The sequence below is a fragment of the Marinobacterium sp. MBR-111 genome (assembly GCF_040547585.1).
Classification (GTDB): domain Bacteria; phylum Pseudomonadota; class Gammaproteobacteria; order Pseudomonadales; family Balneatricaceae; genus Marinobacterium; species Marinobacterium iners.
The window spans coordinates 33,631-60,050 of the sequence record NZ_JBEPQA010000001.1 but is presented as its reverse complement, the minus strand read 5'-3'; the positions used below and the strand labels follow the sequence as shown (position 1 = coordinate 60,050).

Here is a 26,420-nt window from a genome sequence, read left to right as displayed (position 1 = left end):
GGCCACATTATAGGCGAGCGGCCGGGTTATGAACACCATTCAACTCAAGCGCTGGATATCCTCCAGTTTGCCTGCGTCACTGAAGCGGATGCGAAAGGTGCCCCTGATGCCGTCATGCAGCAGCCAGGGACGCAGAATATTGGCCGGAAACTGTACTCGACGACCGTCCCGGGCGCGGGTTGATACCACCCGGGACGGGCCCCGATACACTTTCAAGAATTCTTCACTGCTGATCCTGAGATCAACAATTATTTCGTTCATCTAGCCACTGGATTCCATCAAGCTACTGCAGCGGGCCAGATCGGCCAGCTCTCGTGTGGCGACAGTATACATTGCGTAATCCTGAACACTGGCATTTTTCAACTCGGTCAAAATGTTAAGCCAGCGCTCCACATGCGGCTGATTCTGCTCCTGCCAGACATCCAGGCGCGCTTCCAGCCCCGACTGGTCCAGCTTGCCTTTTGGGGCAAACAGGGTCGCAATCAGAGCGCGTTGCTGAGTATCCAGATCATCACGGAAACTGTCCCGCGCAAGAGCCTGCCAGTAGCTGTTCACATCCAGATCGTTTAGCTGAGTGCTGAACCATTGCAACTCGAGCGCATCACCCATGCTGAAATATGCTTTTGCTGCCAGTTCTACAGACACTTCGCAATCATGCGCCACTTCTATGATGCCCAGCAGCGGATACAGTGCTCTTGAGCCAGCGACACGCTGCGCCAGCTTCTCGGGAACGCCTGCATCGATATAGCGGTCATGCGCACTCTGCCAAATGTCCAATGGCTGCCCACTCAGTAAGTTGCCCAGCTCAGGCACCAATTTCACCAAGCAGGGGCTAAAATGTTCGGCTTCCTTGGCGCAGTCGAGCGTACCTTGACGGTTACGAACAAACCAGCGCGTCACGCGCCGAATCAAATGCTGCAAATCATGCATCATTTCAAGCTGCACATCGGCCTTAACCTTGTAATCAAGCCCTTCAATCTCTTGCCACAGCGGCTTCAGATTGAAAATATCCCGAGCCAAAACATAGGCACGTACCACATGCTCTATGTCGGCTCCCGTTGAGGTCAGCAAGCGATCAACAAAGTTGATGCCCATAAGATTGACCATTTGATTTGCAATCTGAGTGGCAATAATCTCGCGGCGCAGTCGATGTTCATTGAGGGCATCAGAATAGGTTTTACAGATTCGTGCAGGAAAAGCCGTGGCCAGCTCTTGCGCCAGATAGGGATCATCCGGCACCGTAGACGCCAGTAACAGCTCCTTGAGATCAGCCTTGCTGTAGGAAACCAGCACTGACAGTTCCGGTCGACTGAACCCCTGACGATTGTTCTGCCGGTCGGCCAACTGTTCATCTGTCGGCAGAAATTCCAGCTTGCGCTTGAGTTTCCCCTGAGATTCCAACGCATTGATAAAGCGCCTGTACTCAGCCATGGAGCTTGCAGAACGCGCCTCCGCCAGTGAAATTGCCTGTACCTGACGGTAGTTGTTCTGTAGCACCAGCTCCGCGACATCATCAGTCATGTCACTGAGAAGCTTGTTACGCTGGCGTGCGGTCATATCACCACTGGCCACCAGCTGATTCAGCAGAATCTTGATATTCACTTCGTGGTCGGAGCAGTCAACGCCACCTGCGTTGTCAATGAAATCGGTATTAAGGCGGCAGCCATTGCATGCCAGCTCCATACGCGCACGCTGGGTCAGCCCCAGATTACCCCCTTCTCCAACCACGCGCGCGCGGACCTGCGGCGCATCGACTCGCAGGCCATCATTGGCCTTGTCACCCGCATCGGCATGAGCTTCATCGCTGGCCTTGATGTAGGTACCGATACCACCGTTCCAGATCAGATCCACCTCGGCACACAGCAGGGCCGAGATCAGCTCATTGGGTGTAACTCGGCTTGAAGTCAGACCGGTCAACCGCTTGATTTCTGGCGTCAAACTGATCGACTTGGCGCTGCGATTAAAGATACCACCGCCTTTGGAGATCAATTTGGCGTCATAGTCCCCCCAGCCCGAGCGTGGCAGCTCAAACAGACGCTGACGCTCCTTGAATGAAGCCGCGGGGTCCGGGTCAGGGTCGATGAAAACATGCAAATGATTGAACGCGGCCACCAATTTGATCTGATCCGAGCGCAGCATGCCGTTACCAAACACATCGCCAGACATGTCACCGATCCCAATGCATGTGAACGGCTCTTTTGCCGTATTCAGTCCCAACTCACGGAAATGCCGCTCTACCGATACCCAGGCGCCGCGTGCGGTAATGCCCATTTTCTTGTGGTCATACCCCTGACTGCCACCGGAGGCGAAGGCATCACCCAGCCAAAAATTGTAATCGGCGGCAATTTCATTGGCGATATCAGAGAACGTTGCTGTGCCCTTGTCCGCGGCCACAACCAGATAGGTATCGTCTTCGTCGTGGCGTACGACTGCCTTGGGAGGTACGACCTCACCCTCAATCAGATTGTCGGTTATATCCAGCAGGGCACGAATAAAGGTGCGATAACAGCTTACGCCCTCCTCCATCCAGGCTTCACGACTCATATCCGAATGCAGATGTCGCGCGACAAAGCCACCCTTCGCACCGACAGGAACAATAACCGCGTTCTTCACCTGCTGAGCCTTGACCAGCCCCAGCACCTCGGTACGGAAGTCTTCCAGGCGATCAGACCAGCGCAACCCGCCGCGGGCAACCTTGCCACCGCGTAGATGCACCCCTTCCACCCGCGGAGAATGCACATAAATTTCAAACAAGGGCCGAGGCTCTGGCACGTGAGGAATATCACGCGGCGAAAGCTTTAACGACAGATAGGGCTTGGGCTGATCACCAAGCTGCTGGTAGAAGTTGGTTCTTAATGTGGCACGTATCAGTGCCAGATACTGACGGATTGCCTGATCTTCGTTCAGACTGGCGACCTCTTCAAGCCCCTGAAGAATATCCGCTTCCAACTTGTCTTCCCGTTTGGGATCGGCCCTGTCAGGGTCGAAGCGTGCAGCAAACAGCTCCACCAGCAGTCGTGCCAGCGCCACATGATGTTTGAGCGCCAGACTGATCGCTTCCTGACTGATCGGAAAGCGAATCTGTTTCATGTAGCCGGCATAGGCTCTCAGCAGCGCAACCTGACGCCAGTGCAGCTGCGCCCCAAGCACCAGCTTGTTGAAGTCGTCATTACCGGTGTTGCCGTTCCAGATATTCAGGAAAGCATCTTCGAACAGGTTCTGCATAGTTTCGGCCGTAACCTGTTGCTTGCCGGTGTAGCGCAGATTGAAGTCGTGAATCCAGATACAGCGTCCGTCTGTTTCCACCTGGTAGGGGTGTTCATCGATAACTCTGAGACCCAGATTTTCCAGTACCGGCAGCACATCTGACAGCGGCAGCGCCTGTCCAAAATGGTAAAGCTTGAAGTTCAATTCATCTGGCTCACGCTCAAGCGCTTCATAAAAGCTCAGTGCAATCGGCGCGTCTTCGGTCAATCGACGGATATACTGAATATCGACCACCGCCGCACGCGGTGAAAAGTCCGCCCGGTAGCCCGCCGAAAAACCGCTGCAAAAATGGTTGTAGGTTTTTATTCCCTTTTCTTCACCCAGACTTTCGACCAGCGCCGCGTACAGCTCTTCGTTCCAGCTGCTGGCCGCCTGAGTGATACGCCGCTCAAGATCGACTACATCAAACTCTCGAGTAACTTCCTGATGGTTGCTGGTCCGCAGAATGAATTGGGTACGGGCCAGAACGGATTCGGAAAAATAGGTAGTGAATTCAGCCTGATCACAGCCCAGCTGTTGCTGCAAAATACGCTCAACACGCTGCCTGAAATCGGTGCTGTACACCTCACGCGGGGCATACACCAGCGCAGAGAAAAACTGGCCATAATAATCACGCCGCAGGAACAGCCTGATCTGACGTCGCTCATGAATCTGCAAAATCCCCATGGCGGTATCAAACAGCTCTTCAACACTTGCCTGAAACAAATCATCTCGCGGATGGATTTCGAGAATCTGTTTCAGCTCTTTCCAGTCATGCCCTTGCCTGTGCAGGCCTGAGCGCTCCATTACCGCGTTGATCTTGCGCCTGACGACGGGAATATCGGTGGCGCCATGCAGATAGACCGATGACGTATAAAGTCCCAGAAAACGTGACTCACCTACCAGCTGCCCCTCGGGATCAAACCGTTTGATGCTGATGTAGTCAGGGTAAGCTGGCCGATGCACGCGTGAGCGCCGGGATGACTTGGTAAATGACATCAGATCAGGAATCAGCGTAAACCCGCCATCCTCTCGATCACCGGATGGCAGCACACCCGGATGGCAACTGCCATCCTGCTGTTTAAACAGACCCAGGCAGCTGTCGCATACTGGCTCCAGCTGGCGGCTTTTGCCTTCGCCGGTCAGGGTCAGTTCATCGTATCCTAGAAAGGTGAAATGGTTTTTCAGCCAGGAAATAAAGTCGCGGGCTTCAACAACATCCTCTTCTTCCAGTCCCTCGGGAATCTTTTGATATTCTTGAAGCAGCTCATGCGCCTTGGCCAACATGGCATCAAAGTCCGTTACCGCTGCCTTGACTTCACCCAGCACCTCAAGCAAGCCCTTACGCAGCTCTTCCAGCTGAGCCGGATCCGTATGACGATCCACTTCAATGACAACCAGCGATTCGGGTTCACCGCCCTTGCACGCCACATTACGCGGCTGTAATTCCTGCAGCTCACCTTTCTTCTTGTCCCGGCGGATGCTGAAAACCGTATTGATGATCGCGTGAATGGTAAGGTTTCGACGGTTCAGCTCCATCCTCAGCGAGTCAACAATAAAGGGCATATCCGGCTGCATGACCTCGATAACGGTGTGGGTCGACTGCCAGCCATGCCGTTCAAAGTCAGGATTGAACACCCTGACCTTGATCTCTTCACTTGCAGAACGCTGCTGCAGAAAGTGCCAGATCGCCAGTGTGGCACCATAAAGATCATCGAGGCGCCAGCTGCCAAGATCCTGATCTGCCGCATGGGCAAAGAAGTGATCAACGAAGCTTCCAAGTGGTGCTGCCCGCTCCTTGGGCAACCGCTGCCGAATGGTCGCTTTAAGTTGCTGCATGAGTTCGGTTTTGCTGTCTGCACGTTGCCGGGACATATAGATCCTCAATTATTCTATTCCGCAAACAAGCTGAGCTTTTCGCTTTATCAGCTACTGATGTTCTTCATAATAGACGCTCAAAACGGATCAATCTAAGTCAATACACATGTTGATATTCAAGCCACATCAAACCCTAAACTGGTGATCATATAAAACCCGCCTGTTTTCAGCGTCTGCTACATCCATCAATGTAAACGCAACACTGTCACCGGGCTTGCGCTGGGAGAGTTTGGCAAGGTCCAGTGAAAACACGCAGCCGATTTTGGGATATCCACCAATTGTCTGCCGATCTCGCATCAACACAATCGGCTGGCCGTCCTGAGGAATCTGTATGGCTCCCAGAGCAATACCCTCGGAAATAATGCCGGACTGTTCACTGATGACCGCCTCTCCTTTAAGCCGGTACCCCATTCGATCAATATTGGACGTAACCATATAATCACTGCTGAAAAACTTCATGCGCTGCACTGTTGAGAAGCACTCAAACTGATAACCCGGTATTACCCCCAACAGCAGAGGCGCGCCATAATCCGGTACAGCCCAGTCAGGCATGTGACGCAAGGCATTTGGGTGAGGAGATGTGGACTGAAGAGTGTCTCCCTTTTTCAGCGATTGACCACTCCCATCCAGGCCGCCGACCTTTTCACGGACCACCGTTGCCACACTGCCAAGCCGAGGCTCGGCCTTGATGCCACCGGGCATGGCTATGTAGGCCCTCAACCCGCTGACCGGGGTTGCAAAGCTCAGCCGATCCCCCGCGCTTACCTGACAGGCCCGCCAAGGCAACAGCGGTTTACCGTTCAGGGTGGCCCCCAGGTCTGCACCGGTCAGGGCGATGGTCACGTCAGCCTGCGCTTCAAGCACGACCAATCCATAGGTGATTTCCAGGGCAGCCGCTCCTCTCGTATTGCCCAGCAACCAGTTGGCCCAGTCAAAGGCGTGCTCATCCATGGGGCCGCCCGTTGTCACACCCAAGTGCTGGAAGCCCTTGCGACCACCATCCTGAATCAACACCATGGCACCGGGATCAATCACCTTAAAGCTCATCCAGCCGCCCCCCCATTTCCAGAAACGTGTCGCGATCGATCGGCTCAAAGCGAACCCAGTCTCCAACCTTTACCCGTGTCAGGGTGTCACGGCTCCAGTCAATCATATCCAGTGGCGTTCGGCCGATGATCTGCCACCCGCCGGGTGTTTGGGTCGGATAGATGGCCGTCTGGTTATCCGCGATACCCAGACTGCCGGCGGGCACCTTGAGTCTCGGTGTGGCTTTTCGTGCAACACGCAGTGCTTCGGGGGTATTGCCCAGATAGGCAAAGCCCGGGCTGAATCCAATGGCATAGACACGATAACGCTGCTCGGAGTGCAACCGGATCACTTCATCCGTACTGAGCTGACACTCCCGGGTGATCTGTGCCATATCCAGCGCCGTTTCAGGGCCATAATAGACCGGCAACACAATCTCATCGGCGTCCGATACCTGAGCGGCCAGACTCTGCATCTGGCGTACCGCTGCATTCAATCGCGATTCAATCGCGAATCGGTCTGCCTGTTGCAGGTCAAAGCTGACCAGCACACTGGTATAGGACGGAATGATATCGATCAGACCTGGCCCCAGAGTCGCGCGAATGCTGTGTGTCAACTGCGCCACGCGAGCCGCTACCGCGTCGCTGATTTCGTCACCCAGATAAATGATCCAGGTGTTCTCGTTAACAGCCTGCATCCGAATCATGAGCCCACAACCTCACGTATATGACGCGCCGCTGCAACCGCATGTTCACTGTCGCCGTGGATACAAATGGTATCGGCCTTGATCGAGATCCGATGCCCTCCCAACGTTGTGACGGTTCCCTGCTCAACGATCTGAAGTACCTGAGCCTCAATCGCTTCTGTCGTGGTATGGACGGCACCGGGAAGGTGTCGACTGGCAAGACGACCATGGTCGTCATAGGCCCGGTCCGAGAAAGCCTCAAACCAAACTTCCAGCCCATAATGGCCAGCCCGCCTTCGAATATCATCAGCCTCCGGCGTTGCCATCACCACCAGCGGGCAGTCTATCGAGTAGTCTGCGACGGCCTGCATCAATGCATCCAGTGTCTGCTGATCAACCATCATACGATTGTAAAGGGCACCATGAGGTTTGACGTACTGAATCCGAGTCCCGTTAACTCGACAGATGCCATCCAGCGCCGCCAATTGATAGACCGTCATCAAGCGCAGCTCGTCGGCCGTCAACACCATGTCTCGACGCCCGAATCCAAGCAGATCGGGATACCCCGGATGGGCCCCCACCATCACCCCTGCCGCGCAAGCGAGTCTTACGGTCGCGTCCATCGTCTGGGGGTCTGATGCGTGATAGCCACAGGCAATATTCGCCATATCAATATAGGGCATCACGTCCGCATCCATGCCTTTGCTCCATGAGCCGAAACTCTCACCCATGTCACAATTGAGCTTCATCTCTGATCTCCAGCTGTAAAAGGTCCCTGCAACCGATAAGGTCGCAGTTGCGAAAACTGTTTTGGATAACCATCAAGCCCGCCCGGGTAACTCCCCCAGACGGGCAACGTCGTACACTAGCGCTGTGTCATGGTCGTCGGCAGATAGGTGACAATCTCCGGGAACCAGTAGATCAAGACGATCGCCAGCAGAATCAACAGGAAGAAAGGCAGGGCCGCTTTGGCCACATAGAGAATGTTTTTGCCGGTCAGTGCCTGAATCACGAACAGGTTGAATCCGACAGGAGGAGTTATCTGAGACATCTCGACCACCAGGACGATGTAGATGCCAAACCAGAGCAGATCAATGCCGGCCTGCTGCACCATCGGCAGAACAACCGCAACCGTCAGCACGACAACCGAAATGCCATCAAGGAAACAGCCGAGAATTACGAACAGGACGGTCAGGTAAATCAGCAGTTCAAATGGTGTCAGCCCCAATGTGCCGATCCACTCGGTCAGCGCACGCGGAATACCCAGGAATCCCATTGCCAGGGTGAGAAAATGTGCGCCTACAAGAATCAGGCCGATCATGCAGGAGCTTTTGACGGCACCGAGCAGACTCTGCTTGAAACTTTCAAGACTCAACGAACCTGTCACGGCCGCCAGTACCAGTGCGCCAAAAACGCCCAGAGCTGCAGCCTCTGTCGGGGTCGTAAATCCACCATAGATGGAGCCCAGTACAAAACCGATCAACCCCATGATCGGCAACAGCTTTCGCAGTGCCGCGACCTTGGCGGCAAGGGACACCTGATCGCGGGTATGCTCAGGCAGTTCATCCTTGTGCATCATGGCCCAGACCATGGTGTACCCCATAAACAGTACAACCAACAGCAGGCCCGGCAATGCGCCGGCAATAAACAGTCGTCCGATCGATACTTCCGCAGCCACGCCATACACTATCAGGATGATGGACGGCGGTATCAAAAGCCCAAGCGTACCCGATCCGGCCAGTGTACCCACTGCCATGCGGTCGCTGTAGCCCTGAGCCTTAAGCTCTGGCAGGGTCATGCGTCCGATGGTGGCGGCTGTGGCGGCCGATGAACCGGAGACGGCCGCAAAGATGCCACAACTGAGTACATTCACGTGCAGCAGTTTGCCCGGCAACCCGCCGAGCCAGGGGGCAAGCCCCTTGAACAGATCAGATGACAGGCGGGTTCTGAACAGCACCTCCCCCATCCAAATGAACATCGGCAACGCAGTCAATGACCATGCCGTACTGGCACCCCAACTTGAAGTACCAAAGAGCAGGCCAATTTGTTCATTGCCGGACAGCATCAGCCCGAGAACCGCCACCCCTACCAGCGCAAGCGAAACCCAGACACCCAACGCAAGCATCAATAACATGCTGATCGCGAGGACAATCGATAACGTCATCGGCTCCATCAGATTTCCTCCAGGTTAATTTCATCTTCAGCGCCGATGTAATCCGGAAGGTCGCCCCTGAGCACTGCAATCAATGCATCCAGCACCGCCAGCGCCAGCGCTGAAGCGCCCACTCCCAGCGGCACCTGAGGTGCCCACAGTGGCATGGCGATGTAACCGTGTGTCATCTCTTCAAAGACGTAGGACTCCCACACCATGAACCAGCAGTACCAGGTCATGAAACCGCTCAGAACAAGCCCAAACAACAGAACGCTCAGTTCCTGCAGCCGACGCCAGTGGCGCGGCAGGCGCTGAATGGCCAGCGTAACCCGGATATGGCCACCTTCTCGAAAGGTGTAGGCAAGACCAAAGAAGATGGACGCCGCCAGCGCGTAGCCCGCAAAGTCTTCAGCCGACGGAATAATGAATCCGAAAAATCGGCCGACAATCTGCGCCAGTATCAGCACCATGATGGCAACGATGCAGGCTCCAGACAGGTAACCGGATGTCAGATATAGGTTTTCTTTTAATGCTGACATGGAAAGTGCCTCATCATTGGGCCCCCTGCAGTGCTCGGGGGCCCTTCGCGTTTACTGCTGATACTGCTTGAGAATCTTGCCCACTTCAGCAGGCGCTTCGGCTTCCCACTCCTTGATCATGATGGCACCGATTTTTTCCAGCTCTCTCATCAACTCAGCGGAGGGTTCACTGACGACGATGCCGTTGGCGGCCAGGGTTTCAGTATCCTGTTTGGCTGTTGCTCGCACGCCTTCCCAGCCCTTGCGCTCTGCATTTTCAGCAGCCGCCAGGATGATCTGTTGAGTGTCCTTGTCGAGGCGACGGAACGCACGCTTGTTCACGACCACAATGTTTTTGGGAATCCAGGCGCGGATATCGGTGTAATGGGTTAGATAGTCCCACGCCTGGCCATTTGCACCTGTTGAGGGGGATGTGATCATGGCATCGATGATCCCGGTACTGAACGCCTGTGGGATTTCAGGCACCTGCACCGTTGTCGGTGAGGTATTCATCAGGTCTGCCAGACGCGAGGTTGAAGGGCTGTAGGCACGCATTTTAGTTCCCTTCAGGTCTTCCAGTGTGTTAACCGGAAACTTGGTATACAGGCTCTGTGCCGGCCAGGGGACTGTATACAGCAACTGCATACCCTCTTTGTCCAGCAGCTTTTCGATTTCGGGCTTGGCTGCTTCCCAAAGTCTCTTGGAGTCATCGAAGTTGGTGGCCAGGAAGGGGATATTGTCGTGCTTGAAAACCGGGTGGGTATTACCCATCACACCGATGAACACCTCACCCAACTGTACCTGCCCTGTTCTGACAGCACGCGGGATTTCGGGATGCTTGATCAACGAGGCACCTGAATGCACATTGATATCGATCTGACCGCTGCTTTTTTCACGAATCTCGTCAGCAAATTCATAGGCTATTTTGGTGGGCAGGTTGGCATCGCCATACGGGGTTGGCATATGCCATGTGTCTGCCTGCACCGCAGTGCTCATGGCCCCTGCAAGGGCAACAATACCAGCAATCTTCTTCAACATGATTGGATCTCCACGTGTTATTGTTTCAGCCTAGAGAACGGCCAGCTCATCGTTGAGCCTGTCGGTCACCAGCATTTTGCCGGGGACGTGTGTAATGCACAGCGGTGGCCTTGCATTACGGATAGCGACCTGCGGCGTCACACCACAGGCCCAGAAAACGGGAATTTCATCCTCTCCTACCGGCACGCTGTCTCCGAAATGAGGCGATGTCAGATCATCAATACCGATCAGATCCGGTCGCCCGATGTGGATCGGGGCGCCATGTGCCTTCGGCAGGCGGGTTGTCACTTGTATGGCACGAATTGCATCGGCCGGTGAAAACGGCCTCATGGTTACAACCGTATTGCCGTGAAAGCGTGTACTGGGTGATGTTGGGAGGCTGGTTTCATACATGGACACATTGCGACCGAGGTCAATATTGCGCACCGACAGCCCTGCACGCTGCAACGCCTCTTCGAAGGAGAAGGAGCAGCCCAATACAAAGGTCACCATCTGTTCATTCCACAGGTCAGCAATGTCAATGGCCGTATGCGTCAGCTCCCCATCAACGAACACGTTGTACTCGGGCACATCGCAACGGATATCAATATCGTTGCCCAGCTCTGGCAACAGGGGCTCACCGGGCCGCGACACTGCAATCAGCGGGCAGGAAACGGGGTTGAGCTGGCAGAAGTAGAGGAAGTCCTGCGCCCAGTCTGACGGCAAAATCACCACATTGCCCTGAATCAGCCCCGGGGCGAAACCACTGGTACTGCCGGTAAACTCACCGACTCGAATCTTGTGGCGCAGTGTATGCGCCGTCTCCAGCAAACCCTGCTTATAGTTGGAAACCGCCTGCCTGTTCATGCCTGACCTCTCGTTAAGGACAATCGGTGTTTTACTAAGACTAATCGAGAGGGTAAAAAAGTCTAATTATGGTTTTTTCTATTTAATGATAAAAAAATTTTATATAGCTTCATCTGCATAGGCTTCTGAAACCACCACCGCCAGTTCCGCTGCCCGTTCGGCAATCGGGCTGTAGGGCACCGCCGAGTAGGATGCCGTAAATGTCAGTTCTGAAGGTGTCCAGGTTACATGCAGGCGGGTGATGATCCCCTTTTCAAGCTCTTCAGTGATCATCCGGTAGGGCAAGGTTGAAATGCCAACCCCGTCAACCGTGAGTCGATAGCAGGCAGCAAGCGAACTGGAGGACATGAAGCGTACCGGCGCACCATCAATGGCGCGAAAGCGTTGACTGATCTCGGCAAACGGCTTGGTATTGCGTGCATAGGTGATAATGGGCCACTGAGCCAGCTCTTCGATATACAGCAAACGATCCGGGAGTTTGAGCGCTGGGCTGGCAATCCAGGCCAGCGGAAAACTGCACAGTGAAAGGTTGGCAATACTGGGATCCGAAATCGGTCCCATCAAAAAGGCAAGGTCAATTGATCGGTCGAGCAGACCGGCACGCAAATTACTGGTGACATCGACTGTCATTTCCACCTCGAGGTGAGGCATCTCATTATTCAAGCGACGAAGAAACTCGGGTAGCCATGTGTGTACAATTGTTTCAGAAACACCCAGCCGCAATATACCGGATACCCCCTGTACATTATTTGCACGTTTTTTGAGCTGTTCCTGCATATATATTATTTTTTCGGCATACGGAAGCAATTCCTTACCTTTTGCAGTGAGGGCCACAGGCCCCGGACCCATTTCTCGCTCAAACAGTTTGACACCCAACTCATCCTCAAGAATCGCAATACGGCTGGAGATCGCAGGCTGAGTGGTATGCTGGCGTTCAGCGGCCTTTCGAAAACTGCCAAGAGTGGCTACCCAAACAAAAGTTTCCAGTCGTTTAAAATTCACGCTGCATTTTCCATGATATTAAGAAACCGCTTAGTGATTAGCACATAATTTCCAGATAAGCCATTCTCGTACAGAAAAACATTCTCAACCTCTGAATATATAATATTGATCTAACCTGTCTCATGTTCGATAATCTTCAGAGATTGTTATCATTTATCTTCTGCACCATCACGGAGCTGTGGATGCGTTCATTGCTGGCATTGCTGTTATTGCTGAGCTGTTCATTGCCAGCCTGGGCTGAAGTGCGCGCCTCGCTTGACCGCTACACCCTCACCGCTGCCGATGTGCTCACATTGACCCTGGAAGCAACGGACCAACTGGAGCAGCGACCGGACCTGACGCCACTCGAGGGAGACTTCAGTGTACTGAGCAGCCGCAGGGTCATCATTTCCAGCCACTCCTCCTCCAGCCGTGCCGTACGAACGCGCTGGGAACTGCAATTGCGTCCTCGCACCACGGGCAAAATCCGGATTCCGCCCCTGCGACTGGGTAGCGATCTGAGTGCCCCCATGGAAGTTGAGGTAACAGGTAACCTCGCTCCGACACGGAACCGCGGCAACCTGTTTATGGACAGCCTACTGAGTCAGGATCAGATCTACAGCCATGCTCAGCTGCTGTATACCGCGCGGGTATTTCATACAGAACCACTGCCTGAATCAGCCCGGTTCCAGCCTCCCCAACTGCCCGAGGCGCTGGTCATACCACTGACGGAAAAGCGCAGTTACGAAACCGATCGCGGTGGCGAAAGTTGGCAGATTACCGAACAGGCCTTTGCGCTTTTTCCTTCAAACGAGGGCTTGCACACCCTGCGAGGAGCACGGCTGGTTCTTGACGATAATAGCGATGTCACCCCAAATGCGATTGCACTGGCCCCCGTGGAAAGTTTCGAGATAGAGGTACTGCCACAGGCACATCAGAATCAGCGCGGCTACTGGCTGCCAGCCGAGCGACTTTCATTCGAGGAAAAGACCCCGCTGCCTGACAGCCTGCAGCCTGGTGAAAGCTTTGTCCGAGAGATCAGCCTGACCGCACTTGGCCTGCCCGCCGATGCCTTGCCCACTCTATTTGTTGCAGAGATGGACTCAGCATTTGCCCGTACTGAAGATGTCAGCCTGACGGAAACAGCAACCCCGCAGGGATTGGTGAGTACCCGCACGGAAAGGATTTTGATCGAGCCGCTGGGTGAAGGCGGGCTTGTGCTGCCCGCCATCGATATTCACTGGTGGAATACACTCAGTGACAGAGGGCAAATTCTGACGCTGCCCGGCAGACAGCTGGAGATCGACATGGTGTCCTTGCCACCCGTTACAGACTCAAGCACGCCCGTAGCCCGAGACGCTACCAACCCGAGCAGCCCTTTGCGGATGCTGGTCGCAGGTCTTGGGCTACTGAGCATCATCAGCTCTCTGGGCTGGCTTTACAGTTGGCATCAGCTGCGCCAGCTGCGTAACCGTGACAAGGCTGCCAGCCAGGAAGTGCAGGCAGCGCAGGCAGCGCAGTTGCACCGGTCACACCAGCAGGCCGAGCGCAACACCTTTCAGGCACTGGCCATTGCCTGCCAGCAGAACGATGCCGGCAGCACTCAACAACGTTTGATCGATTGGGGACAGCAATTCTGGCTTGATCACCATGTGCACTCCCTTACGTCCCTGTGCGAAGCGGCAGGTAGCCAGGCGCTGGACTTTCTGATTATGGATCTGGAACACCACCTGCGCCACGAACCAACATTGTGGCAGGGTGACCTGTTACTTGAAGCACTGGAAACGATGCGTCGCAGACGCCTGCGCAACGCAGAGCCGAGTATGGACTCTCGCGAACAGGATCTTTTGATGGTGTCCTGAGGACCTTACCTCATTTCACATCCAGCACCTTTCGCAGTGCATCCTCCAGCCGTGGTTGCTGAAACTCGTAGCCGGCGGTGTGGAGGTTTTCAGGTACAACTCGCTGGCCTTCCACCAACAACTCACTGGCCTCGCCCAGCATTAGTTTTATTATCGTCGCGGGTACACGCATAAACGCAGGTCGACGCAAAACACGCGCCAATGTTCGACTGAACACTTCATTAGGCACCGGCTCTGGTGCAGTCAGGTTAAACGGCCCGTGGAGAGAAGGATTGTCCAGCAAATAAATAATGGCACCCACCTCATCGTCCAGATGGATCCAGGACATCCACTGTTTGCCATCACCAATGGGACCACCCAGACCCAGCCGGAATGCTGGCAGCATTTTTGACAGCGCCCCACCTTCTGGTCCCAGCACCACTCCAGTCCTGATCAGACAGACACGTACGCCGAATGATTCAGCCTCAAGGGCAGCCTGCTCCCAGTCACGACAAAGCTCATGGGCAAATCCGGGCATTGGCTCAGCATTCTCCTCCAGCACTTCATCAGCATGACTGCCGTAATAGCCAATAGCGGAGCCGCTGACCAGAACAGCCGGTGGCTGTGACTGTTGTCGCATCCAGTTCACCAGTGCATCGGTCAGCTGGATACGACTGTCACGCAAAACTTGCTTGCGTGCATCACTCCAGCGTTTATCGACAATTGGTGCCCCCGCCAGGTTGATGACCGCATCAACCTGGTTTTCAATATGATGCAAAGCCCCTACAGCCTGTACTCGCTTGCGTGCAGGCACGGCCTCCGGCGACCGGCTGAGGATGATGACATCATCTCCACGGGCGATGAGGGCCGTACTCAGGGCCTGTCCTATAAACCCGCTACCACCTGTAATCAATACACGCATTTTTTATTCTCCGTGCGGCTTTGGGTTAAACTTACGCTCCCAATACCGGATCAGATCTGATGTATAGAGGTTAGCACAACATGTTTACTGGCATTGTTCAGGGCACCGCCGAGGTTATCGCCTGCCGTCGCCACGAAGGTTTCATGCAACTGGAACTGGAGCTGCCACCTGCCCGTGCAAGCGCCCTGGAGACCGGTGCCAGCATTGCAGTTAATGGCACCTGCCTGACCATCACTTCGTTCAAGGGTCGCCATGTCTGCTTTGACTTGATTGATACCACGCTAGAGTTGACCAACTTGGGTGAGCTGAAACCCGGCGACCGAGTCAACTTTGAGCGTGCCGCCCGCATTGGTGATGAAATAGGCGGCCACCTGATGTCCGGACATATCTTGTGCTGCGCACGCATCAGCCGAATCGAAGCAAGCGAGCACAACCACCATATTCACTTTGAAATTCCACAAGCCGCGGCCCCCTACCTGCTCCCCAAGGGGTTTGTCGGTCTGAACGGCTGCAGCTTGACCCTGGCTGAGGTCGATAACCAACGGGGTGAGTTCGGTATATCATTGATACCGGAAACCCTTTCGCAGACAACGTTCGGCAGCCTGCAACCGGGCGCCAGGGTCAATCTGGAGGTTGATCCGCAGACTCAGGCAATCGTCGATACGGTCAAGCGTTATTTGGTACAGCGCGGCTAGTGCGCCGCACCGTTACGGTTCATGTCTTCCATCAATGCGCGATAGAGATCACGATACTCGGCAGCCTGCTTTTCACCGAAAAGCGGGTCTTCAGGCAACGGCAACGCTTCTTCAAGCTGTTGCCAGTCAGTATCACCGGCCAGTTTGCGAATACCGGGGAACAGTTCTCGCTCTTCAAAATCAAGATGCTGGCGTTCAGTGCTGACAAATTCATCCAACTGATTGGTGAATCGTTCCATCGGCATCACGGCGTCATGCAGGATCGCATCAATGGATTCGGCCAAGTCATGAGACAGTTGCTTCAGCTTTGCGTGTTCGGCTTCACACTGGTCAAAACCCTTATCCAGGTCAGCATCACGGCCACGGAAGTGTTCATACATCACATCTTCACGCGGGTGGTGATGCTGGTCGGCATAGCTGCCGACATACGCCACCACGTCCGCCATCAATGAAAAGTTCGGGTGATTGCCTTCACGCAACCGCTCTACTTTCAGCGTCAGTATTTCGAGCAGACGGTTCAGGTTGATATGATCCTGATGCAGTTCTGACAGAATTGTCATGTTGGTGTCTCCGCTACAGCTTGCTTTACTTCACTATAGACGAGTCTCATTGCCTCATCTTGACAGGGATCAAGCTTAACCAGTGCGGTAGACGAAGGTTGATCAGTGACCGTTGCCGTTGCTGCTGTCGATATCAAGCAGATCCAGCAACATACCCAGCTTGTGCTCGATATCCTGCAGCAGGTGCTGCCCCTTGTCATTGATGACCGGAGCAATACTGTTTTCAAGCTGCACGATGCCATCCTGACTTTGCCGCAAGGCCTGCATCAAATTGCGTGAGCGTTTCTTGTTGCTGTCGGTCAGTTGTTCAATACGTGACAGGGTGCGCTGCAACTGATGATCCAGCTCATGTAAACGCTCGCTCACGCCCAGCATGCCATCACTGAGGGCGTGACTGACACTGCCAAGCTGATGTTCCAGTTGCTGGACGGCATGACGAAAACGGGACAGAAACTGCTCGCCTTCTCGTTCCATGAAAATAGCCAATAACTCTTCCGGCAGCATGGCTCGGTTACGACCATCGGTACGGATGGAGTATTCGCCGCGTTGGGTACAGTAGGGCTTATTCTGCCCGGGGGGAATCTCGACCCGAAAGATGGGCCTGGAAGCCGAGAGGTTTTCGGTAAAAATATGGATATCAACGTTAGGTATACAGCCGGTGGCCTTGTTGACCAGCGTTAGCCTGGCTTTGTCGTCCACTTCACAGCCGACTACCCTGCCACGCTGCACACCGTCTTCAGTGGTGTACTCATCGATGCCGATCAACAATGTGCCACCCAGTGCCGTATTGGCAAAGGCAACCAGATCCGACGCCTTCACCGCCTGGGTTTCACGCTTGAAATCCACGTTCAGACCTTCCGGTAACGACAGAAGGTGGCGGGTGTGCTGGCTAAGGCGTCGGTACTCTCGCTGCATCGTATGGTGTCAGATCAGCGGTAAAGTTCTTCATTAAACGGATCGAGAGGCTGTGCCAGCTGGTCATCATTGCGTTGATACAGCACCCGGCTTTCAAACTTAAGCCCTTTGCTGGCAAACCAGCGCTCAATCCCTTCAACATTTTCCTCAACCTGACTCAGTCGATACCAGGCCGAAAGGATACGGTAGAAATAGAGGCCAAACAGACCAGCTGCAGCACCCAGAAAGAACTCGGAGCCCAGCGCAAACACCATCAACACCACACCTGCCACCCAGACCCTGCTGGCACGGGCATCCTTCAGTATTTCGTTCAGTACCTGGCACTGATCATGGAACTTCAGATAACGGCGGTAATTCTGCTGAAGATCAAATTTGTCACTGGCGTTCAGATACGGTTCCATCTACTTATCCTTCACGGTTTGTTGTTCCGGTTGTGTGCACCACCAAACGGGCGCGCTGTAATGCCCTGTTCAGACAAGGCTCTTGCTTACCACTTCATATACATCAGCCGACAGCTCGGCGGTATCCATCATTCGTTGTAGCTGATCACGCATCAGCGCTCGACGCACCGGTTCATAACGCTTCCAGCGAGTCAGCGGTGTCAGCAGCCTTGCTGCCACCTGAGGATTTTGACGGTCCAGCTTCAGAATCCAGTCTGCCAGCCAGGCATAGCCGCTGCCATCCTCGGCATGAAACTGCACCAGGTTCTGACCACAGAACCCACCGATCAATGCACGCAGCTTGTTCGGGTTGCGCATATCAAACATGGGATGCCGGCTCAGCGAAACCACGCGCTCCAGCGCACCGGGAGCCGAGTCGGATGCTTGAATTGCCAGCCACTGATTCATCACCAGCGACTCATGCTGCCACTGCAGGTAAAACGCTTCCAGCAACTCGGCGCCCACTTCACGAAAGCCCGAATGCACAACCAGCGAGAGCGCCGCCTGCTGATCAGTCATATTATCACTCTGCTCGAACTGCTGGCGTGCAAGCTCCAGCCAAGGCTCACGTCCTGTGGCGATCAGATACTCCAGGGCCAGATTCTTCAGGCTGCGCAATCCGATCGATGCTGAATCCGGCGAGTAGGTACCGGATGCAGCATCACAGCGCTGGTAGACTGCCAGCCACTCCGACTCAAGCGCTCGCGCCAGTGCTGTGCGCATGAATTCACGCGCTTCATGAATGGCAATGACATCAATTTCATCGGCCAGTTCACTCAATTGTGCCTCGGATGGCAAACGCAACAGTTGAGCCACCATCGCGGGATCAAGGTTCTCATCACGCAGCAGGCCACGCCAGGCATCGACAAGCGCCTGTTCACACTGCATCGGCTCGCCCCGGCACCAGGCTTCTGTCTGCTGCTGCAGCAAACGCACGCTCAATCGCTGGCCGGCATCCCAGCGATTGAAGCCATCAGTATCATGACGTAGCAGCATCAACAGTTGCTGATCCGTATAGGCATAGTCCAGTTTGACCGGGGCCGAGAAACCACGCAGCAGTGAGGGTACCGGGCGGCTCGGAATACCTTCGAAGCGGAACACCTGTTCCTCTTCGGTCAACTCCAGCACCCGGCTGCACAGTTCGGTACCATCATCAGCCAGCAGCCCCATGGCCAGCGGCAAATGGTAGGGCAACTTGTGCTCCTGGCCTGGACTCGGTGGACAGCTCTGACTGACGTGAAGCTCGTAGCAACCGGTTTCGGCATCGTACTGATCGGAAACCTTGAGCCTGGGCGTACCGGCTTGAGAGTACCAGCGGCGGAACTGGCTCAGGTCTCGACTCGAGACGTCTTCCATGGCACGTACGAAATCGTCTGTGGTAACGGCTTGGCCATCATACCGTTCAAAATAGAGGTCACTGCCTTTGCGGAACAGCTCCGGCCCAAGCAAGGTGTGCAGCATCCTCACCACCTCTGCCCCCTTTTCGTACACTGTCAGGGTATAGAAGTTGGAAATTTCGATGTAGGACTCCGGCCGTACCGGATGTGCCATGGGGCCTGCATCTTCGGCAAACTGGGCCGTGCGCAACAGCGTCACATCCTCAATACGCTTCACTGTACGGGAGTTCATATCAGCCGAGAATTCGGCATCCCGGAAGACGGTAAAGCCCTCCTTCAGACTGAGCTGGAACCAATCACGGCAGGTGACACGGTTACCCGACCAGTTATGGAAATACTCGTGTGCCACCACTGCTTCCACGCGCTGAAATGCAGCATCGGTAGTGGTTTGCGGGTGAGCAAGCACGCAGGAGGTATTGAAGATGTTCAGCCCCTTGTTCTCCATCGCACCCATGTTGAAGAAATCCACAGCCACGATCATGTAGATGTCGAGGTCGTATTCACGGCCATACACCTGCTCATCCCAGCGCATGGCATTCTTGAGCGAGACCATCGCATGGTCCAGCTTGTCCAGATCCTTGCGTTCGGCATAAATACGCAGTGCCACTTCACGGCCCGAAGCGGTGGTGTAGTGATCCTCAAGCAACGCCAGGTCACCTGCGACCAGCGCAAACAGGTAGCTGGGCTTGGGCCAGGGATCTTCCCACGTCACCCAATGACGGCCGCCATCGGCATCGCCTGAGGCAACCGGGTTACCGTTTGACAGCAGTACAGGATAACGCGTCTTGTCGGCCACCAGCGTAGTGGTAAATACTGACATGACATCCGGACGATCGGGAAAAAAGGTGATGCGTCGGAAACCCTCGGCCTCACACTGGGTACAAAACATGCCATCGGACTTGTACAGGCCTTCCAGTGCAGTATTCTGCTGTGGCAGCAGCCGAGTGACACATTCCAGCGTAAAGCTGTCAGGCACGTTTGGGATGACCAGTCGGCCATCGGCGCGGGCGTAGTCGGATGCACACAGCACCTCGCCGTCAATGCTCAGCCGCTGCAGCTCAATCTCGTCATCACCCAACAGCTCAAGCGCTTGGCGACTGCCCATTTCCGGATTGATGCTGATACTCAGCTGCGCTCGCACCAGTGCCTGTTCTTCTTCCAGTTCAAAGCGCAGCGCTGTACGCTCCACTCGCCAGGCGGGGGGCTGATAGTCTTCCAGATAGATTGCATGGGGCTGTTGAGCTGACATTGCGACTCCTGCCTAAACGCTTAGCTGTACCTTGTAAGCGGAAAATTTACGTATATTGATGACACCGGTATCCAGAATCAGATACTGCCCCTTGATACCCAGGAGCACACCGGATACCTCCGGTTCCTTATCAAAATTATGGGTGCTGATTTTGCTCGGGTACTGGTCTACCGGATACTCGATTTCGACCACATCGGCCTCCAGCTGGCGGATTGCCGCCTCACCGAAACGCTCTCGCAGCTTATTGAGCTCATCAGCGCAGAGCCCAAGCAAACGGTCACGTTCCGCTTTGAGGTCGATACCCGGATTTCCCCCCTTCAGCATGGTCCGCCAATTGGTCTTGTCACTGACGTGGGCCGCAATGATCTGTTCAATCAGACCCGAATGCAGGCGGTTGTCCACTTCAAGGATCGGCAGCGCCTGAATGGCGCCCTGATCCATCCAGCGGGTGGGTATCTGCTCACCCCGGGTGATGCCGACCTTGAGGCCGGATGAGTTGGCCAGATAGACCACGTGGGGCTGAAAACAGTGACGTTCGCCCCAGGCCGGATCACGACAGGTACCTTCGTGATAATGACATTTTTCCGGCTTGACGATACAGCTGTCACACTGGGGAAGCTTGGTAAAGCAGGGGTAGCAATAGCCCTGACTGAAGCTTTTTTTCGTTTTGCGGCCACAGTGAAGACAGTTGATTTCCTGCTGGTACACCAGTCGAATCGGCTTGCCGATCAGTGCATTAAGATCAACCTGCTCATCACCGATCGGCAGCTGATAGTGAACGGGCTGCTCCAGCCGGGTATACATCTTGCGCAAGCCACCAACAGCCGGGGTATCTACAGTATCAACCATCGGCCAGAATCTTCAGAACCTGCGGCTGCAGCGGATCACTGCCATGCTGCTTGCCATCAGGGCGGGTGCGGTCGATGAAACCGACACGTTGATCTTCGGGCATATTGCGCTTGTGCTCATAGGCGATGACGGCACGCAGACTGGTCTCGCGCTGCTCCTGCGTCAAACGCTCGCCATTGGGCCACTTGCCCAGCTCCACTGCGCGGCGCAGTGACTGGTAGATATCCGGCGTCATCGCCTCAATCATCTTGTCCAGAGTCATTAGCATCTCCTGAGTTGGATGTTCCGATTTTAGCACAGTGCTCAGCTGAAACGCCTGCCCAGAAACCGTACCAGCAACAGCCAGAGCAGCCCAGCCAGCAGCCCGGCAAGGTGGGCGGTATTGGCTATTGCGCCAAGGCCTACTCCCTGCAACACACCGGTGAACCCCAATACCAGCCACAGCAGCATAAAGCCCATCAATGCGGGAGGCAGACCAATACGAGGCTGCATCCCAGACCGGTCCCACAACCAGGCATAGCTAAGCAAGGCAAACACCACACCCGACATGCCTCCAAACATGGGGCCGCTGACAACAAACTGAGCTAGGTTGGACAATACGCCACTGAACAGTACCAAGCCAAGGAACGGCAGGCTGCCCTGCTCCGGCTCCACTCTTACGCCGACAACCCAAACCCAGAGCAGGTTAAACATGATATGCAGCAGGCTGAAATGCATGAAAACCGGCGTAATCAGTCGCCACAGCTCACCGGTTGCCAGCATGGCTGCCAGCGTATGCCAACGCGCCTGCTGGCCGAACACCTCAAAGGAGGTAAAACTGAACAGCGCCATCTGCTTCAGATCAGAACCGAAGCCAATCAGAAGACTGAACAGCGCGCTTAACGCTATCAGTGACAAGGTAACCGGAATGCGACGCCAGCTGACAGACCGTATCGCCCGTTCTCGGGAGCGAATTTCGACCTGATCCAGGTTGCCGCCGCCACGCCAGTATTCGTACAACTCATGCACTTGGCCGGGATTGAATTCGGGACTGACATAAAGCCGCTGCCACTCACCCTCCTCGACCACACGATGGGACACCCCATGCTGCCACAGGAACGCGGTAAATTCGGTCAGGTCCTCGCTCAGAGGTGATTCGACAGCCGGTATCATGAGGCACCGATCTCCGACTGAGGCAGATGAACCTCCCGCGCCACATCGACCCAAACAAACTTGTCAGGATCAATGCGGGTTTCATCATCCAGTCGGTAGGCTACCAATTTGCCGTACTTGACCGCACTGAAATCAATGCAGGCAATATTCTCCGTAACAGGCCGCGGCACCCCCTCCCGCCAGTAGTGACCTATGAACAACGGCTTTTCCTGCGGCCCATAATAGATCAGGTCTTTCCGCTGCCTCTCGGTAATGGGCAGGCGTGCCAGGTGAGGCGGCAGCGGATCTGGCTGAAATACCACATCGACGAGGTATTGTGGATCCGGCGTCCAGAATTTGGTGCGGAAAAAGCGACGTCGAAAACCATCCTTGCTTACCATCACTTCGTTATTGGGCAAGCGCAGATGAGTACCACGCAGAAGACGATCCATTATTTCCCATTCAAAGCTGTCTTCGATCGCCGAACGGCACAAAAAATCGTGCGTAATTTGATTGCCGCCGTACTGCTGTCGGAAACGATCAATCAATCCCTGATGCCAGCAAGCATGCACCACCCGAAAATGATCAAATTCGAGAAACAATGGCAGCTGCAGGAACCAGTCCATGTATTCCTGCTGCTCATCCGGCCAGGGTGAAAGCTGCTCAAGCGTTTGCTGCAGAATACGTTGGTGACGTGGGGTGTGCTCACGCAGAAATTCACCGGGCCGGTCCGGATGTGGGGTCATGTAGCAGAGATAGTTGTACTCGTGGTTGCCCATCACGATTTCGGCCTGGCCGGCATCAACCATATCCCTGACAATATGCAACGCTTCACGTATATGCGGCCCGCGATCAATGATATCGCCAATAAAAATGACCTTGCGATCAGCATGGCGATAGACGCCATTGATCTGCCGATACCCCATGCGGGCCAGCAACATGCGCAGACTGAGCGCACAGCCATGCACATCACCGATCAGATCATAACCCTGGCTTTTCACATTTCACTCCTGTTGACCGGGCTTGGAACTCCATCCCAGTTTTTCACGGCAGGTGCGATAGAAATCGTAATCCTGCGGGTGCAACAGTTTCAGCTTCTGCGATTTCTTGCGGATCGTAATACTGTCTCCAGGCGCCAGGCTCAGGTTCAACTGGCCATCACAGGAGATCGCGGGATAGGTCTTGTTATCCTCACTGATCACCATTTTCAACTCGCTGTTTCCGTCAACCACGATCGGGCGGCTTGATAGGGTATGCGGAAACATCGGCACCAGCACCAGCGCATCAATTTTGGGATGCATGATGGGACCGCCTGCTGACAGAGCATAGGCTGTTGAACCGGTCGGCGTGGATACAATCAATCCGTCCGAACGCTGGGTATAGACAAACTGCCCTTCTATATACAGCTCAAACTGTATCATCCGGGTCGCCTTGCCGGGATGAATCACGCAGTCATTTAAGGCGGTCATCTCAGCGATCGGCTCGCCGTTACGCTTGATTTCCACATCCAGCAGAAAGCGTGAATCAACCGTGTAACGCCCGGACAATACCTGTATCAGCTTGTCTTCAAAGTCCTGTGGCGGAATATCCGTCAAGAAACCCAGGTTGCCGCGATTGATGCCAAGCACCGGAATCTTGCTTTGTGCCAGCGAGCGAGCGGCACCCAACAGACTCCCATCACCTCCTACGACAATGGCAAGATCACAGATCTCTCCCATCATCTTCTGCTTGCAAACCTGTTGGCCATGGCCCGGCATCACCTCGGCGATGGACTGGTCCAGTATGACGTTCAACCCTCGATCATCCAGAAAGCGGATCAGCTGCTTCAGGGTATCAATGACAGACTTGCTGCCGAGGCGCCCGATCAAACCGATGTTACGAAAGTTATCCATGCCAGCCCTGCTCTCCCGATAGGATCTTTAGGTGTATGTGAACGCATTATACGACCAGAGGCCCGCTAAAGGCAGACGCCAGCATTGAAAGCCTGGCTTGATAGCCGCGAACGCCCTGCAACCCGCCAGTGTGTACCAGCACCACCTTGCTGCCTGCGACGACCCGCCCTTCGAACAGTAATCGATTGAATGCCATCAACAGCTTTGCGGTATAGACCGGATCAAGTGGCAACCGGTATACCTCATCAACATGCTTGATCATGGCTGCAAGCTCGGCATCCAGCCGCGCATAGCCCCCACGATGGGCATCTTCCAGCAGTTCCCAGCCACTGCTGTCAGCATAGCCGGCCCTGAGGAGCAACGCATTGATCCTTGAGACCATTTCAGGCCCACACTTGAGTACCGGCACACCCAGCACACGGCTACCTTCAGGCTTTGCGGCCACCAGCCCTGCAAGGGTACCGCCACTGCCAACAGCCGTCAGCAGCAGGTCGGCACCCTGCTCACGCATAACCGGCAACTGCCATATCTCGCTTACGGAATGAACGGCCGAAGGCGTAGTTCCACCCTCAGGGACAACCAAGGCATCACCATGCTCCAGCGACAGTTGATGCTGATAGTGCGCACAATCACGAAAACGGTAGGTTTTTCGGTCCACAAACTGCAGCCGCATACCCCACCGCCGCGCATCACTCAACATGGCATTGGCTGCATATTCAGGCTCACCACGAATGATACCAACGGTTTCAACACCTGATTGAAAACCCGCATAAGCCAGTGCGTGGATATGGTTGGACCAGGCACCGCCGAAGCTGAGGATGGGGCATCTCAGTTTTCGTGCCTGTTCAAGCGCAGGCCTGAGCTTGAACCACTTGTTACCGCTCACCAGGGGATGGATGCCATCAAGGCGCAACACTGACACATCAACCCCGAAACGGTCATATAAACGGGAGCACAGCGGTTGCATCACTATTTCGGCAGGCTCAAACAAGGACAGATTCCAGAGTCACATCAAACAGCTTTTGGACAACAGACTATCAGTTCAGTCCAAGTCTGAACCATTCAGCTTTCGTCGGAAGACAGCAACCAAGCGCGACTACTTGTTACAAAGAGATAAATGAGATGTAAAACAGGAAGGATGTTCTGGTGGGCGAAGAGGGGTTCGAACCCCCGACCCTCTGCTTGTAAGGCAGATGCTCTCCCAACTGAGCTATTCGCCCAGAACAGACATGGGTGTAACGTGTAGACATACAGGGCCAGTGACCCGGAACATCCTTGAGAGCTGACAGGCAGGTATTCTAACCTTTCTTCTCTCAGTGTTGGCGGAACGGACGGGACTCGAACCCGCGACCCCCTGCGTGACAGGCAGGTATTCTAACCAACTGAACTACCGCTCCGCGTTTTGGTGGGCGAAGAGGGGTTCGAACCCCCGACCCTCTGCTTGTAAGGCAGATGCTCTCCCAACTGAGCTATTCGCCCAAAACACTTGGCTTGATACAACTTCATCAGCACTTCGATGAAGAGGTTGGCGGAACGGACGGGGCTTGCGACCCAGAACATCCCTTGAGAGCTGACAGGCAGGTATTCTAACCTTTCTTCTCTCAGTGTTGGCGGAACGGACGGGACTCGAACCCGCGACCCCCTGCGTGACAGGCAGGTATTCTAACCAACTGAACTACCGCTCCGTGCTTTGGTGGGCGAAGAGGGGTTCGAACCCCCGACCCTCTGCTTGTAAGGCAGATGCTCTCCCAACTGAGCTATTCGCCCAAAACACTTGGCTTGATACAACTTCACCAGCACTTCGATGAAGAGGTTGGCGGAACGGACGGGGCTTGCGACCCAGAACATCCCTTGAGAGCTGACAGGCAGGTATTCTAACCTTTCTTCTCTCAGTGTTGGCGGAACGGACGGGACTCGAACCCGCGACCCCCTGCGTGACAGGCAGGTATTCTAACCAACTGAACTACCGCTCCACTTACTTCATTCATTCACAAACCGGTGCGTTTAAACTCACCCCGTGAATGAGGTGCGCATTTTAAGGAGTTCGCCTGCGTTGTCAATCGTTTATCAGAGATTTTTTTATTTTCCGCCCGCCCACCTGCATAGAGTTTCAACGAGGCGATCAGACAGCTTGCAGCGCTGACGGGCATAAGACAGAG

Annotated in this window: 23 protein-coding genes and 6 tRNA genes; 2 read left to right on the top strand and 27 right to left on the bottom strand. The window is 54.7% G+C overall.

The window, feature by feature from the left end; genetic code table 11:
• Positions 1-39: 39 nt before the first annotated feature.
• The 10 genes from ABIE61_RS00325 to ABIE61_RS00280 all read right to left on the bottom strand — a co-directional run bounded on the left by ABIE61_RS00325 (position 40) and on the right by ABIE61_RS00280 (position 12,391).
• Entirely contained in the window at positions 40-261 is a 222-nt protein-coding gene (locus ABIE61_RS00325) for a DUF2835 domain-containing protein (RefSeq protein WP_354405890.1), read from the bottom strand.
• Positions 262-5,121, bottom strand: coding sequence for an NAD-glutamate dehydrogenase (locus tag ABIE61_RS00320; protein ID WP_354405889.1), 4,860 nt, complete (start codon positions 5,119-5,121; stop codon positions 262-264).
• A gap of 129 nt (positions 5,122-5,250) precedes the next feature.
• Complete coding sequence (locus tag ABIE61_RS00315) at positions 5,251-6,171, bottom strand: 5-oxoprolinase subunit C family protein (protein WP_354405887.1); 921 nt, start codon at positions 6,169-6,171, stop codon at positions 5,251-5,253.
• A complete protein-coding gene (pxpB, locus tag ABIE61_RS00310) occupies positions 6,161-6,856 on the bottom strand; it encodes a 5-oxoprolinase subunit PxpB (protein ID WP_354405885.1) in 696 nt (231 codons plus the stop codon). Before pxpB ends, ABIE61_RS00315 begins: the two co-directional genes overlap by 11 nt.
• Positions 6,853-7,584: a 5-oxoprolinase subunit PxpA gene (locus ABIE61_RS00305; RefSeq protein ID WP_354405884.1), complete on the bottom strand. Its 732-nt coding sequence runs from the start codon at positions 7,582-7,584 to the stop codon at positions 6,853-6,855. The genes pxpB and ABIE61_RS00305 overlap by 4 nt, the downstream gene beginning before the upstream one ends.
• Before the next feature lie 116 nt (positions 7,585-7,700).
• Positions 7,701-9,008, bottom strand: coding sequence for a TRAP transporter large permease (locus tag ABIE61_RS00300; protein ID WP_206834693.1), 1,308 nt, complete (start codon positions 9,006-9,008; stop codon positions 7,701-7,703).
• Complete coding sequence (locus tag ABIE61_RS00295) at positions 9,008-9,526, bottom strand: TRAP transporter small permease (RefSeq protein WP_206834694.1); 519 nt, start codon at positions 9,524-9,526, stop codon at positions 9,008-9,010. Before ABIE61_RS00295 ends, ABIE61_RS00300 begins: the two co-directional genes overlap by 1 nt.
• Positions 9,527-9,577: 51 nt before the next feature.
• Positions 9,578-10,543 carry a TRAP transporter substrate-binding protein gene (locus ABIE61_RS00290; RefSeq protein ID WP_206834695.1) on the bottom strand — a complete coding sequence of 322 codons (966 nt, stop codon included), beginning with the start codon at positions 10,541-10,543 and terminating at the stop codon, positions 9,578-9,580.
• Positions 10,544-10,573: 30 nt separating this feature from the next.
• Complete coding sequence (locus ABIE61_RS00285; protein ID WP_354405882.1) at positions 10,574-11,389, bottom strand: putative hydro-lyase; 816 nt, start codon at positions 11,387-11,389, stop codon at positions 10,574-10,576.
• 99 nt (positions 11,390-11,488) lie between these two features.
• Positions 11,489-12,391 carry a LysR family transcriptional regulator gene (locus ABIE61_RS00280; protein ID WP_206834698.1) on the bottom strand — a complete coding sequence of 301 codons (903 nt, stop codon included), beginning with the start codon at positions 12,389-12,391 and terminating at the stop codon, positions 11,489-11,491.
• Positions 12,392-12,573: 182 nt separating this feature from the next.
• Here ABIE61_RS00280 and ABIE61_RS00275 point away from each other — a divergent pair, with 182 nt between their 5' ends.
• Complete coding sequence (locus ABIE61_RS00275) at positions 12,574-14,232, top strand: BatD family protein (protein ID WP_354405880.1); 1,659 nt, start codon at positions 12,574-12,576, stop codon at positions 14,230-14,232.
• A gap of 10 nt (positions 14,233-14,242) precedes the next feature.
• Here ABIE61_RS00275 and ABIE61_RS00270 read toward each other — a convergent pair whose 3' ends face one another.
• Positions 14,243-15,133 (bottom strand): TIGR01777 family oxidoreductase, encoded by an 891-nt coding sequence (locus ABIE61_RS00270; RefSeq protein WP_354405878.1) that lies wholly within the window; start codon positions 15,131-15,133, stop codon positions 14,243-14,245.
• A gap of 80 nt (positions 15,134-15,213) precedes the next feature.
• Between ABIE61_RS00270 and ABIE61_RS00265 the strand changes: the two genes are divergently transcribed.
• Positions 15,214-15,828 carry a riboflavin synthase subunit alpha gene (locus tag ABIE61_RS00265; protein ID WP_354405876.1) on the top strand — a complete coding sequence of 205 codons (615 nt, stop codon included), beginning with the start codon at positions 15,214-15,216 and terminating at the stop codon, positions 15,826-15,828.
• Here ABIE61_RS00265 and ABIE61_RS00260 read toward each other — a convergent pair.
• The 16 genes from ABIE61_RS00260 to ABIE61_RS00185 all read right to left on the bottom strand — a co-directional run bounded on the left by ABIE61_RS00260 (position 15,825) and on the right by ABIE61_RS00185 (position 26,234).
• The gene (locus ABIE61_RS00260; protein ID WP_354405874.1) at positions 15,825-16,388 is read right to left on the bottom strand and encodes a hemerythrin domain-containing protein; all 564 of its coding nucleotides are present in this window, start codon (positions 16,386-16,388) and stop codon (positions 15,825-15,827) included. The genes ABIE61_RS00265 and ABIE61_RS00260 overlap by 4 nt on opposite strands.
• 102 nt (positions 16,389-16,490) lie before the next feature.
• Complete coding sequence (locus ABIE61_RS00255) at positions 16,491-17,303, bottom strand: AlbA family DNA-binding domain-containing protein (RefSeq protein WP_206834706.1); 813 nt, start codon at positions 17,301-17,303, stop codon at positions 16,491-16,493.
• A 14-nt stretch (positions 17,304-17,317) separates the two neighbouring features.
• Complete coding sequence (locus tag ABIE61_RS00250; RefSeq protein WP_091823775.1) at positions 17,318-17,704, bottom strand: hypothetical protein; 387 nt, start codon at positions 17,702-17,704, stop codon at positions 17,318-17,320.
• 69 nt (positions 17,705-17,773) lie between these two features.
• Entirely contained in the window at positions 17,774-20,389 is a 2,616-nt protein-coding gene (pepN, locus tag ABIE61_RS00245; RefSeq protein ID WP_354405872.1) for an aminopeptidase N, read from the bottom strand.
• A gap of 12 nt (positions 20,390-20,401) precedes the next feature.
• Complete coding sequence (locus ABIE61_RS00240) at positions 20,402-21,238, bottom strand: DUF2797 domain-containing protein (protein ID WP_354405871.1); 837 nt, start codon at positions 21,236-21,238, stop codon at positions 20,402-20,404.
• Entirely contained in the window at positions 21,231-21,500 is a 270-nt protein-coding gene (locus ABIE61_RS00235; RefSeq protein ID WP_206834709.1) for a YeaC family protein, read from the bottom strand. The genes ABIE61_RS00240 and ABIE61_RS00235 overlap by 8 nt, the downstream gene beginning before the upstream one ends.
• A 41-nt stretch (positions 21,501-21,541) precedes the next feature.
• Positions 21,542-22,390: a rhomboid family intramembrane serine protease gene (locus tag ABIE61_RS00230; RefSeq protein ID WP_354405869.1), complete on the bottom strand. Its 849-nt coding sequence runs from the start codon at positions 22,388-22,390 to the stop codon at positions 21,542-21,544.
• Positions 22,387-23,370, bottom strand: coding sequence for a metallophosphoesterase (locus tag ABIE61_RS00225; protein ID WP_354405867.1), 984 nt, complete (start codon positions 23,368-23,370; stop codon positions 22,387-22,389). Before ABIE61_RS00225 ends, ABIE61_RS00230 begins: the two co-directional genes overlap by 4 nt.
• 3 nt (positions 23,371-23,373) lie before the next feature.
• The gene (locus ABIE61_RS00220; RefSeq protein ID WP_354405865.1) at positions 23,374-24,261 is read right to left on the bottom strand and encodes an NAD(+) kinase; all 888 of its coding nucleotides are present in this window, start codon (positions 24,259-24,261) and stop codon (positions 23,374-23,376) included.
• Between the two features lie 46 nt (positions 24,262-24,307).
• Positions 24,308-25,252, bottom strand: coding sequence for a 1-aminocyclopropane-1-carboxylate deaminase/D-cysteine desulfhydrase (locus tag ABIE61_RS00215; protein WP_354405863.1), 945 nt, complete (start codon positions 25,250-25,252; stop codon positions 24,308-24,310).
• Positions 25,253-25,405: 153 nt separating this feature from the next.
• Positions 25,406-25,481, bottom strand: a tRNA-Val gene (locus ABIE61_RS00210).
• Positions 25,482-25,581: 100 nt separating this feature from the next.
• A tRNA-Asp gene (locus tag ABIE61_RS00205) sits at positions 25,582-25,658 on the bottom strand.
• A gap of 6 nt (positions 25,659-25,664) precedes the next feature.
• Positions 25,665-25,740: transfer RNA gene (locus ABIE61_RS00200), tRNA-Val, on the bottom strand.
• A gap of 129 nt (positions 25,741-25,869) precedes the next feature.
• Positions 25,870-25,946, bottom strand: a tRNA-Asp gene (locus ABIE61_RS00195).
• Between the two features lie 6 nt (positions 25,947-25,952).
• Positions 25,953-26,028 (bottom strand) — tRNA-Val (locus ABIE61_RS00190).
• Positions 26,029-26,157: 129 nt separating this feature from the next.
• A tRNA-Asp gene (locus tag ABIE61_RS00185) sits at positions 26,158-26,234 on the bottom strand.
• Between the last annotated feature and the right edge of the window lie 186 nt (positions 26,235-26,420).